Annotated in this window: 1 rRNA gene; it reads left to right on the forward strand. The window is 48.1% G+C overall.

Going from position 1 to position 320, the window contains the following annotated elements:
- Positions 1 to 154 precede the first annotated feature (154 nt).
- A 5S ribosomal RNA gene (gene rrf / locus CC207_RS21685) occupies positions 155 to 270 on the forward strand.
- The last annotated feature ends 50 nt before the right edge of the window (positions 271 to 320 follow it).

The raw sequence follows: 320 nt of genomic DNA on the forward strand, positions 1-320 counted from the left end.
CTAATTGCCCGTGAGGCTTGACCATATAACACCCAAGCAATCTGCTACGCAGATTGTGGTGGTGAAGACGAAAGACCCGAAAGTTCGTAAGACCACAAATTCACATATCCGAATTAGCCAAGAGTGTTCCTAAGACATTCTGGCAACAGAATTTCTTGACGACCATAGAGCATTGGAACCACCTGATCCCATCCCGAACTCAGCAGTGAAACGATGCATCGCCGATGGTAGTGTGGGGCTTCCCCATGTGAGAGTAGGTCATCGTCAAGATTCATTTCGCAAAACCCCTATCTGCGCGAGCAGGTAGGGGTTTTGTCTTT

The organism is Pseudomonas sp. DrBHI1 (genome assembly GCF_002205115.1).
Lineage (GTDB): Bacteria > Pseudomonadota > Gammaproteobacteria > Pseudomonadales > Pseudomonadaceae > Aquipseudomonas > Aquipseudomonas mosselii.